At 71.9% G+C, this 10,135-nt stretch carries 11 protein-coding genes and 2 pseudogenes; 9 read left to right on the top strand and 4 right to left on the bottom strand.

Features of this window, described 5'->3' with window-relative positions:
* Window positions 1–752, bottom strand: a pseudogene (locus ACWEQL_RS37850) (chromosomal replication initiator protein DnaA); the annotation flags it as partial.
* A 434-nt stretch (window positions 753–1,186) separates the two neighbouring features.
* Here ACWEQL_RS37850 and rpmH point away from each other — a divergent pair.
* The 9 genes from rpmH (at window position 1,187) to ACWEQL_RS37805 (ending at window position 7,962) form a co-directional block, all read left to right on the top strand.
* Window positions 1,187–1,324 carry a 50S ribosomal protein L34 gene (gene rpmH, locus ACWEQL_RS37845; protein WP_030059672.1) on the top strand — a complete coding sequence of 46 codons (138 nt, stop codon included), beginning with the start codon at window positions 1,187–1,189 and terminating at the stop codon, window positions 1,322–1,324.
* A gap of 18 nt (window positions 1,325–1,342) precedes the next feature.
* The gene (rnpA, locus tag ACWEQL_RS37840) at window positions 1,343–1,771 is read left to right on the top strand and encodes a ribonuclease P protein component (RefSeq protein ID WP_452155367.1); all 429 of its coding nucleotides are present in this window, start codon (window positions 1,343–1,345) and stop codon (window positions 1,769–1,771) included.
* A complete protein-coding gene (gene yidD / locus ACWEQL_RS37835; protein WP_452155365.1) occupies window positions 1,768–2,130 on the top strand; it encodes a membrane protein insertion efficiency factor YidD in 363 nt (120 codons plus the stop codon). The genes rnpA and yidD overlap by 4 nt, the downstream gene beginning before the upstream one ends.
* Before the next feature lie 3 nt (window positions 2,131–2,133).
* Window positions 2,134–3,288 carry a membrane protein insertase YidC gene (gene yidC / locus ACWEQL_RS37830; RefSeq protein WP_452155363.1) on the top strand — a complete coding sequence of 385 codons (1,155 nt, stop codon included), beginning with the start codon at window positions 2,134–2,136 and terminating at the stop codon, window positions 3,286–3,288.
* A gap of 76 nt (window positions 3,289–3,364) precedes the next feature.
* A complete protein-coding gene (locus tag ACWEQL_RS37825) occupies window positions 3,365–3,895 on the top strand; it encodes a Jag family protein (protein WP_452155361.1) in 531 nt (176 codons plus the stop codon).
* A 181-nt stretch (window positions 3,896–4,076) separates the two neighbouring features.
* Window positions 4,077–4,883, top strand: coding sequence for a 16S rRNA (guanine(527)-N(7))-methyltransferase RsmG (gene rsmG, locus ACWEQL_RS37820; protein ID WP_452155359.1), 807 nt, complete (start codon window positions 4,077–4,079; stop codon window positions 4,881–4,883).
* A 347-nt stretch (window positions 4,884–5,230) separates the two neighbouring features.
* A complete protein-coding gene (locus ACWEQL_RS37815; RefSeq protein WP_452155369.1) occupies window positions 5,231–6,178 on the top strand; it encodes a ParA family protein in 948 nt (315 codons plus the stop codon).
* Complete coding sequence (locus ACWEQL_RS37810; protein ID WP_452155357.1) at window positions 6,175–7,218, top strand: ParB/RepB/Spo0J family partition protein; 1,044 nt, start codon at window positions 6,175–6,177, stop codon at window positions 7,216–7,218. The genes ACWEQL_RS37815 and ACWEQL_RS37810 overlap by 4 nt, the downstream gene beginning before the upstream one ends.
* Before the next feature lie 126 nt (window positions 7,219–7,344).
* Entirely contained in the window at window positions 7,345–7,962 is a 618-nt protein-coding gene (locus ACWEQL_RS37805) for a GNAT family N-acetyltransferase (protein ID WP_452155355.1), read from the top strand.
* Window positions 7,963–8,073: 111 nt separating this feature from the next.
* Here ACWEQL_RS37805 and trxA read toward each other — a convergent pair whose 3' ends face one another.
* The 3 genes and pseudogenes from trxA to ACWEQL_RS37790 all read right to left on the bottom strand — a co-directional run.
* Complete coding sequence (trxA, locus tag ACWEQL_RS37800; RefSeq protein WP_452155353.1) at window positions 8,074–8,400, bottom strand: thioredoxin; 327 nt, start codon at window positions 8,398–8,400, stop codon at window positions 8,074–8,076.
* Between the two features lie 137 nt (window positions 8,401–8,537).
* Window positions 8,538–9,503 carry a thioredoxin-disulfide reductase gene (gene trxB / locus ACWEQL_RS37795; RefSeq protein WP_452155351.1) on the bottom strand — a complete coding sequence of 322 codons (966 nt, stop codon included), beginning with the start codon at window positions 9,501–9,503 and terminating at the stop codon, window positions 8,538–8,540.
* A gap of 216 nt (window positions 9,504–9,719) precedes the next feature.
* Window positions 9,720–10,135 (bottom strand): annotated as a pseudogene (locus ACWEQL_RS37790) (hypothetical protein); the annotation flags it as partial.

Raw genomic sequence — 10,135 nt, 5'->3', positions numbered from 1 at the left:
CGAGGTGTTCCCGGTCGTCCGCCAGCTCCACGAACTGCTCCGCCACCTCGACGAGGCCCTCGCCTCTCGCCGGGACCGGGGCCGTACGCGCCGCCGAACAGGTCGCCCTGGGTGGTCGCCGACGGGCCGGGCAGCGGCCGGGGGCGCGCCGGGGTGGGCGGCTCCTCGGGCTCGTACCCGGGGTCCGGTTCGGGGTAGCCCTGGTGCGGGTCGCCGTAGGACGGTTCGCCGTAGCCGGGGCCAGGCTCGGGGTAGGCCGGGCGGCCCTCCCAGGCGGGCGGCCTACCCGGGCCGCCGTACGGGGGCGCCGGGCGCTGCTCGTAGCCGTCGTCGTACCGCTCACGCCCGTAGTCGGGCTCGTAGGGGCGCTCGTACGCCTGGCGGCCGTAGTCGCCGCCCTGGTGGTCGCCCGGGTACGGCTCGACGGCGGGGTACGGCTCCGGGGCGGGCGGCTCGGCCGGGACGGGCCCGGGCATGGTGGGGACGGCGTTGGCGTCGACCATCACGGCGATCCGGACCGGCCGGTTGAGCTCGCGGCTGAGGGCGTCGGTCAGCTGCGGGAGCAGCCGGCCCTCCAGCACCTGCTTGGCCCGCTCGTTCGGGGTGGCCAGCAGGGCGGTGTCGTGCATCATCCACATCGGCTGGGTGCGCTGCACCCACTGCTTGTCCATCTCCCCGACGTCCGGGTCGCTGACCAGCCGCTCGACGACCCTCGTCCAGACCGGGACGAGGTCGCTGTTGACATCAGCCACTGGTGCACGCTTTCTCGGTTCCCCGCGGCTCCAGCAGGGGGGTGGTGGATCTGGAGACTGTGGATCTGTCGGTTGCTCCGGGGACCGGCGGTTGCGAAGAACAAACCAGACAAGTCCTGCAACGGTAGTCAGCGAACAGAGCCGATTCAAGTCGTTGTCCACAGGCTGTGGGCGGAGGACTCGGTGAACGGCTGGTTTGACCCTCGCACCCCGTCCCGCGTACCGTAACCAGGTCGAGTTGTCGATGGCCGCTGCCGCATGTCCGCGGGTCCACCCGCTCCATAAGGCGCGCAGCACGGGCGCCGTGGATTGCCTCAAACCCCAGCCGAACTGGGGAGATGGGCCGGATTTCCGAACTAGGGGAGATCACGCGGACGCACGGTGACGGCCAAGCGACCTCCCGTCATCCTACGATTCATCTCAGGAGCCCCCGAGTGAGCAAGCGCACCTTCCAGCCGAACAACCGTCGTCGCGCGAAGACCCACGGCTTCCGGCTGCGGATGCGTACCCGCGCCGGCCGCGCCATCCTGGCTGCCCGCCGTGGCAAGGGCCGCGCCAGCCTGTCCGCCTGATCCGCGCCAGAGTCTGTCGTGCTGCCCTCCGAGAATCGGCTGCGGCGGCGCCAGGACTTCGCGACCGCGGTGAAACGCGGTCGCCGGGCCGGCCGGCCCCTACTGGTCGTCCATCTCAGCAGAGACGGTGACCTCAAGGGCCAGGCCGACCGGACCAGCGACTCCCGCCCGCACGTCGCCGAGGGGACTCCTTCGGCGCGTGCGGGTTTCGTCGTGAGCAAGGCCGTCGGCCCGGCGGTCGTCCGCAACGTGGTGAAACGCCGGTTGCGGCATCTCGTTCGTGATCGTCTCTTCAGGCTGCCCCCCGGTAGCCTGATAGTGGTGCGTGCGCTGCCCCAGGCCGCGTCCGCCTCGTACCAGGACCTCGAACACGACCTGGACGCGGCGCTGAAGCGATTGCTGAGGGCCGAGCCCGCTGCGACGGCGCCGACGGGAGCAGGTCGATGAAGTACCTGCTGATGGGTCTGATCAGGGTCTACCAGTGGACCATCAGCCCACTGCTCGGTCCGGTCTGCCGCTACTACCCCTCCTGCTCGCACTACGGCTACGAGGCCGTCAAGGTGCACGGGGCGGTGAAGGGCGGCGGCCTGACCGCCTGGCGCATCCTGCGCTGCAATCCGTGGACGCCCGGCGGCGTGGACCATGTCCCGCCGCGCAAGCGTCCGGTGTGGCACCGCCGGCTGCGTGACCTGCTGAACCGCAGGTCCGCCGCCGGTCGGGTGGAGACCGCACCCCCCGCCGGTCCGGACCCCGAGGGCCCGGCGACCATTGGCCGTGCGGCCGATCCCAATGTCCAAGGAGCCTGACCGGTGACCTTCTCCTTCCTGAACCCCCTGTACACAGCGGTGTCCTGGATCATCGTCCAGTTCCACTCGCTGTACAGCCACGTCTTCGACCCGAACGGTGGCTGGGCCTGGGGTCTGGCCATCGCCTCGATGGTGGTCGTGATCCGGATCTGCCTGATCCCGCTCTTCGTGAAGCAGATCAAGGCGACCCGGGCCATGCAGGCGATCCAGCCGAAGATGAAGGCCATCCAGGAGCGCTACAAGAACGACAAGCAGCGCCAGTCCGAAGAGATGATGAAGCTGTACAAGGAGGCGGGTACCAACCCGTTCTCCAGCTGCCTTCCCATCCTCGTGCAGGCGCCGTTCTTCACCGCGCTCTACGGTGTGCTGGCCCAGGTGGCCGAGCACGAGCCGATCGGCGTGATCGACGGCACCCTGCTGGACAGCGCCGCCCAGGCGCACATCTTCGGTGCCCCGCTCTCCGCGACCTTCGTCAGCAGTGACGAGCTCAGCGTCAAGATCGTCGTCGCCGTGATGATCGTCCTGATGTCGCTGTCGCAGTTCATCACCCAGCGCCAGCTGATGACCAAGAACATGGACCTCACGGTCAAGACGCCGTTCATGCAGCAGCAGAAGATGCTGATGTACGTCTTCCCGATCATGTTCGCGGTCATGGGCATCAACTTCCCCGTCGGTGTCCTGGTCTACTGGCTGACCACCAACGTCTGGTCGATGGGCCAGCAGCTGATCGTCATCCGCAACAACCCGACTCCGGGCAGCCAGGCCTGGGACGAGCGCCAGGCCCGCCTGAAGAAGGCCGGCCGGCTGAACCCGGACGGCTCCGTGGTCAAGCGCCCGATGTTCGGTCTGCTCCCCGCCAAGAAGGACACCGCCTCCGCCGCCGCGGTCGTCGAGGAGTCCGTGCAGGTGCGCCGCCAGCAGCCGCGCAAGCAGTCCAAGGCGCAGCGCCAGCACACCGGCACCGGCCCGCAGACGACCAGCCTGACCAAGGACGCCCCGGCCGAGGCCGGGGAACCCGCGGAGAGCGCCGCGGCCGAGCCCGCCAAGCCGGCGGCCGCGGCCAAGCAGACGGCGAAGACCGGTGGCACCCGGCCGGGCACCCGGCAGCAGCCGAAGCGCGGCGGGCAGGGCGGCCAGCGGCCGAAGAAGAAGTCCTGACGGCCCGGACCCGTCGTAGCGGCCCACCGATCATCCCCGGCCCACCATCCGGGCCTCATTCCGAAGGAGTCCATCAGTGACGGAAGGCACCACCTCCGCCGTCGAGGCCGAGGTCGCCGCCAGCGCCGACGACAGCCTCATCGCCCGTCTGGAGCAGGAGGGCGACATCGCGGCGGACTACCTGGAGGGTCTGCTCGACATCGCGGATCTCGACGGTGACATCGACATGGACGTCGAGGGCGACCGCGCCCTGGTCTCCATCGTCAGCGACGGCAACGACCGGGCCCTGCAGCGCCTGGTCGGCCAGGACGGCGAGGTGCTGGAGGCGCTCCAGGAGCTGACCCGGTTGGCCGTCCACCGGGAGACCGGCGAGCGCAGCCGCCTCATGCTGGACATCGCCGGGTTCCGGGCCCGCAAGCGCTCCGAGCTCGCGGCCCTCGGGGCCGAGGCCGCCGAGCAGGCGAAGAGCACCGGCGAGCAGGTCAAGCTGCGGCCGATGACGCCGTTCGAGCGCAAGGTCGTCCACGACGCCGTGGCCGCCGCCGGACTGCGCAGCGAGTCGGAGGGTGAAGAGCCCCAGCGGTGCGTGGTCGTGCTGCCGGCCTGAGTCCGGAGAGCGGGCTCGGCGACTCGGTGACGAGTGGGCCAAGGACCGACCCCGTCCGCCTCGCGCGGGCGGGGTCGTCGTCCCTCGGGAGCGGTGGCGGGGGCCGCGCCGGAGGGCTGGTGTTTCACGTGAAACAGTGCGGAGAAGCGGGTCGGTGGATCCGGTGAGCGGAGAGGCTGAGATGGACACGGAGAGTGGGGCTGCCGAGGAGCCCGGGACGGGCACCGAGGAGCCGGTGGTCGAGCCCCTGGCCGAGCCGCCGGCCGTGGCCCGGCAGATCTTCGGCGACCGCTACGAGGCCGCGGTCCGCTACACCGAGCTGCTGGCCACCGCCGGCGTGCAGCGCGGTCTGATCGGCCCGCGCGAGGTGCCCCGGCTCTGGGACCGCCACGTGCTCAACTGCGCGGTGCTCGCCGAGCTGCTGCCGCCCGGCTCCACGCTGTGCGACGTCGGCTCCGGCGCGGGGCTGCCCGGCATCCCCGTCGCGCTGGCCCGCCCGGACGTCTCGGTGACGCTGCTGGAGCCGCTGCTGCGCCGCACCACCTTCCTGGAGGAGGTGGTCCGCGAGCTGCGCCTGGAGAACGTGACCGTGCTGCGCGGTCGGGCCGAGGAGATGGTCGGCAAGCTCGCCGTGGACGTGGTGACGGCCCGCGCGGTCGCGCCGCTGGACCGGCTGGCCGGCTGGGGCATGCCGCTGCTGCGCCCGCACGGCCAGATGCTGGCGCTCAAGGGCGACAGCGCCGAGCAGGAGCTCGCGGACTCGCGGGCCGGGCTGGCCAAGCTGGGCGCCGAGGAGTGGTCGGTCATCTCGGTCGGCGAGGGCACCCTGGAGACCTCGACCCGGGTGGTCCAGGTCAAGGCGGGGGAGAGCCCCGGCGGGGTGAAGGCCGCGGCGCGCCGGGCCCGGATGGCCCGTGCCGGACGCAACGCGGGCACCGCCGCGCGTGGCGGCGAGCGCGGCCGGGGCGGTCGGCGCCGGGGACGCTGAGCCGGCGAATTCTCGGTGAACGGGCGGGTGGTCCTCGGACCACCCGCCCGTCGTCGTCCCGGCACCGGGTGGTCCCCGGGCCGCCGGTGGCCGCCGGGTGGTCCCCGGCGGTCCGTGGAGACCCCGCAGGCCGCCGTACGGGCCCGGACACCGCCCTCCGGGGGGCCGCGGGACTGATCTGCGGAGTGTCGCACCGTCAGATTTCCGGCAAAGCGGGCATGGTGTTTCACGTGAAACGTCGCTCCATGCTTACCGGCATCCTGGCCCGCAACCGGGCGGTGACTGTTGCCGCTCCGGTTTCACGTGAAACACTGACCCCCATGCAGGACTCGGAGACCGTCGACCAGATCGATGACACGCCCATCGCGCGTGCCGCCCAGGCTGCGGTCCAGGCGATCGGCCGGGCCGGCGAGGGGCTGCCCAGGCCCGCCGCCACCCGGGTGATAGTGGTGGCCAACCAGAAGGGCGGGGTGGGCAAGACCACCACCACCGTCAACCTGGCGGCCTCGCTCGCCATGCACGGACTGCGCGTCCTGGTGGTCGACCTCGACCCGCAGGGCAACGCCTCCACCGCGCTCGGCATCGACCACCACGCCGATGTGCCCTCGATCTACGACGTGCTGGTCGAGGGTCGTCCGATGGCGGACGTGGTCCAGCCGGTCCGGGACGTCGAGGGCCTGTTCTGCGTTCCCGCCACCATCGACCTGGCCGGCGCGGAGATCGAGCTGGTCTCCCTGGTCGCCCGGGAGAGCCGTCTCCAGCGCGCCATCGCGGCCTACGAGCAGCCGCTCGACTACATCCTGATCGACTGCCCGCCCTCGCTCGGCCTGCTGACGGTCAACGCCATGGTGGCCGGCCAGGAGGTGCTGATCCCGATCCAGTGCGAGTACTACGCGCTGGAGGGCCTCGGCCAGCTGCTGCGCAACGTCGAGCTGGTCCGGGCCCACCTGAACCCCGCACTGCACGTCTCCACCATCCTGCTCACCATGTACGACGCCCGCACCCGGCTGGCCGCCCAGGTCGCCGAGGAGGTCCGGACGCACTTCCAGAACGAGGTGCTGCAGACCGCGATCCCGCGCTCGGTCCGCGTCTCGGAGGCCCCCAGCTACGGGCAGACGGTCCTCACGTACGATCCCGGTTCCACGGGGGCGCTCTCCTACCTGGAGGCCGCCCGGGAGCTGGCGATGCGCGCGGTGGGCGTCGGCGGCGGCGGCCCGGTGGTCGGGCAGCAGCGAGGCGGTACGGGGTACGGTGCCCCGGTGGCACAGCACGGTACGACGGAGGGCAATCGGTGAGTGGTCGCAGGGGTCTGGGACGAGGGCTTGAGGCGCTGATCCGCACCACCAACCCGGCCGACATAGTGGCTGCCGGGGCGGCGGCGCCGGCCGCCGGGTCGCTTCCGGCGGGGTCGCTTCCGGCCGGGCGCGGCACGGTGGCGGCGAGGGCCGCGGTGGAGGGCCTGGAGTCGGAGAACGTCTCGGCCAAGGTGGTCGGCGCCTGGTTCGCCGAGCTGCCGCTGGACGCCATCACGCCGAACCCGCGCCAGCCGCGCGAGGCCTTCGACGCGGACAAGCTCGCCGAGCTGGTGACCTCCATCAAGGAGGTGGGCCTGCTCCAGCCGGTGGTGGTGCGGCAGGCGGGCCCCGAGCGCTACGAGCTCATCATGGGCGAGCGCCGGCTGCGGGCCTCCAAGGAGGCCGGGCTGGAGCGGATCCCGGCGATCGTCCGGGCCACCGAGGACGACAAGCTGCTGCTGGACGCCCTCCTGGAGAACCTCCACCGGGCGGAGCTGAACCCGCTGGAGGAGGCGGCCGCCTACGACCAGCTGCTGCGGGACTTCGGCTGCACCCACGACGAGCTGGCGGACCGGATCGGCCGCTCGCGTCCGCACGTCTCCAACACCCTGCGGCTGATGAAGCTGCCGGCGGCCGTCCGGAACCGACTCGCCGCCGGGACGCTGAGCGCGGGGCACGGCCGTGCGCTGCTCCGGCTGGACGACCAGTCCCGGTGCGAGGAGCTGGCCGCGCGGATCAACCCGGAGGGCCTCTCGGTGCGGACCACCGAGGAACTCGTCATCCTGCTCAACAGCGAGACGTCGAAGCCCCAGAAGGCGGTCGCGCCCAAGACGGGCAAGCGGATCTCGCCGGCCTTCGGCGACCTGGCCTCGCGGCTCTCCGACCGTTTCGAGACCCGGGTCAAGGTCGAGGTCACGGAGCGGAACGGCAAGCTCGGCAAGGGCAAGGTGGTCCTGGAGTTCGGCTCGGTGGACGACCTGAACCGGATCCTGGACAGCCTGGCCCCGGGCGAGGACGGGATCCGGCTGACCCAGAGCTGATCGGATGCCGTACGGGTGTCATCGATGGGTGCATGTTCCACGTGAGCGGATGTTTCACGTGAAACATGCACCCATCGGCGTTCGGGGGGAATGCTCGACTGTGGCGTGGAGGAGGAGGTACGGGGCATGGGACGCCGGATCGCTCCGCTGACACTGGACAACCTGGAGGACCTTCCGACGACCTGCCGCTCCTGCGTGTTCTGGGAGCTGGACCCGGTCAGCGGGCGTTCCGCGGTGGAGTCAGGGAAGCCGGAGCTGGAGAAGGAGGGGTGGATCTCCGCCGTGCTGCTGGAATGGGGGTCCTGCGGTCGGATCGTCTACGTGGACGACGTCCCGGCGGGGTTCGTGCTCTACGCGCCGCCCGCCTACGTACCGCGCTCGCAGTCCTTCCCGACGAGTCCGGTCTCGCCGGACGCCGTCCAGCTGATGATCAGCCGGGTGGTGCCGGGCTATCAGCGCCAGGGGCTCGGACGGGTGCTGGTGCAGACCGTGGCCAAGGACCTCCTGGGACGGGGGTTCCGGGCGATCGAGGCCTTCGGGGCGGTCGGCCGGGAGCTGCCCGGCTGCGTGCTGCCCGCCGACCACCTGCTGGCGGTCGGCTTCAAGACGGTGCGGCCGCACCAGCGCTACCCGCGGCTGCGGCTGGAGGCGCGGACCACGCTCTCCTGGAAGGGCGACGTGGAGGTGGCGTTGGAGCGGCTGCTGGGCGGGGCGCGGAAGGAGCCGGCGCTGCGGCCGTTCTGAACGCGTGACCCCCTGGGCCGGTCCCCGGGCCGCTCCCCCGGGCCGGTCCGAGGCCCGGGAACGACGATGGCGGGGCCCCGGCCGGGGCCCCGCCATCGTCGTGTGCCGGACCTAGATGAGACCGTCCAGCTCGCGCAGCAGCGCGGCCTTCGGACGGGCACCGGTGATCTGCTTCACCGGCTCGCCGTTCTTGTACAGGATCAGGGTCGGGATCGAGATCACGTTGTACGCCGCGGCGGTCTGCTGGTTGACGTCGACGTCCAGCTTGGCGACGGTCAGCTTGTCGCCGTGCTCGGCGGCGATCTCCTCCAGGATCGGGGCGACCTGGCGGCACGGGCCGCACCAGGTGGCCCAGAAGTCGACGAGGACGGGCTTGTCACTCTGCAGGACGTCGGCATCGAACGTCTTGTCGGTCACGGTGGTGGTGGCGCCGGCCACGGTCACTCCTAAGGGTCAAACGGGAGAGGGCTGCCAGGTCTACAACAACGAACGGGCCCGTTCTGTTTCGGCCTGGCGGGGCGGGAGTGTCCCGCGCGGTCGCGCGGGGAGCACCCCCGTCCCGGGGATCGGTGGGATCAGACCGCGACGGCCGCGGCCTGGGCCTCCAGGTCGGCCAGCGAGGCCAGGTAGCGCTCGGCGTCCAGCGCGGCGGAGCAGCCGGTGCCGGCGGCGGTGATGGCCTGGCGGTAGGTGTGGTCGACGACGTCACCGGCGGCGAAGACACCCGGGATGTTGGTCCGGGTCGAGGGGGACTCGACCTTGAGGTAGCCCTCGGCGTCGAGGTCCAGCTGGCCCTTGAACAGCTCGGTGCGCGGGTCGTGGCCGATCGCGATGAACAGACCGGTGACGGCCAGCTCGCGGGTCTCGCCGGTGGTGGTGTCGCGCAGGGTGACACCGGTCAGCTTCGGGTCGCCGTGGATCGCCTCGACCGCGCTGTCCCACTCGAAGCGGATCTTCTCGTCCGCGAAGGCGCGCTCCTGCATCGCCTTGGAGGCGCGCAGGGTGTCCCGGCGGTGGATGATCGTGACGCTGCGGGCGAAGCGGGAGAGGAAGGTCGCCTCCTCCAGAGCGGTGTCGCCGCCGCCGACCACCGCGATGTCCTGGTCGCGGAAGAAGAAGCCGTCACAGGTGGCGCACCAGGAGACCCCGCGGCCGGAGAGGGCGTCCTCGTTCGGCAGGCCCAGCTTGCGGTGCTGGGAGCCGGTGGTGACGATCACGGCGCGGGCCTTGTGGACGTTGCCCTCGGAGTCGGTGACGGTCTTGACGTCGCCGGTGAGGTCGACCGCGACGATGTCGTCCGGGACCAGCTCGGCGCCGAAGCGCTCGGCCTGCGCCCGCATGTTGTCCATCAGCTCGGGGCCCATGATGCCGTCCCGGAAGCCGGGGAAGTTCTCGACCTCGGTGGTGTTCATCAGGGCACCGCCGGCGGTGACGGCCCCCTCGAAGACCAACGGCTTGAGGGAGGCACGGGCCGTGTAGAGCGCCGACGTGTAGCCGGCCGGGCCGGAACCGATGATGATCACGTTACGGACGTCGCTCACTGCATCTCCTGGTTCGCATCGCGACCCGCGCTAGGTGCGGGGAGGGCGGTTCTGCTCCGCCGCCCGGGACAACGACTGACCAGTGTCTCGCATTCCCAGGCGGATCAGTACCAGTGACCGCACTGTGGGAGCGGGGCGGCGGGGCGGGGCATGGATCGAACGGTGGGGCGGGTGGTTCGGGTGGTACCGGCCGGGCGGTGCCCCGGCCCGGGCGGGTCAGCGGGCGGGGACCGTCCGGTGCAGCAGGAGCGGGCCGCAGCCGGGGGAGCGGAGGTAGACGTCCAGCTGGTCGGGGCGGCCCGGGACGGCGTACACCCAGACTTCGGCCGGGGCGCCCGCGAAGGTGCCGCGGTCGGTGGCCAGCGGGGAGCCCCCGGCGGGCGCCGGGCAGGACCCGCCGGAGAGACCCGGCTCGACCTCCACCGGCGGCCCGGCGGACGGCTGGGCGCCGGCCCCGGCGACCAGCCGCTGCACCTGGGCGGCGAGCCGCTCCTCGCGGTACACGGTGCCGCTGCCCGCCGTGCCGCCACCGGCCGTCGTGCCGCTGCCGGCGGCCGCGCCGGCCTCGGGGGCGGCGGTGGGGGGCACCGAGGGCGCGGACGACTTCGCGCCGGGGCGCGGGGCGCCGCCCA

This window comes from Kitasatospora sp. NPDC004240, from assembly GCF_053603215.1.
This window is presented reverse-complemented; position numbering and strand designations above follow the sequence as displayed.

Coding starts and splice junctions, on each gene's coding strand:
- rsmG (WP_452155359.1), top strand. CDS start 4,077: ATGGACACGGAGAGTGGGGCTGCCGAGGAGCCCGGGACGGGCACCGAG.
- yidD (WP_452155365.1), top strand. CDS start 1,768: ATGAAGTACCTGCTGATGGGTCTGATCAGGGTCTACCAGTGGACCATC.
- ACWEQL_RS37805 (WP_452155355.1), top strand. CDS start 7,345: ATGGGACGCCGGATCGCTCCGCTGACACTGGACAACCTGGAGGACCTT.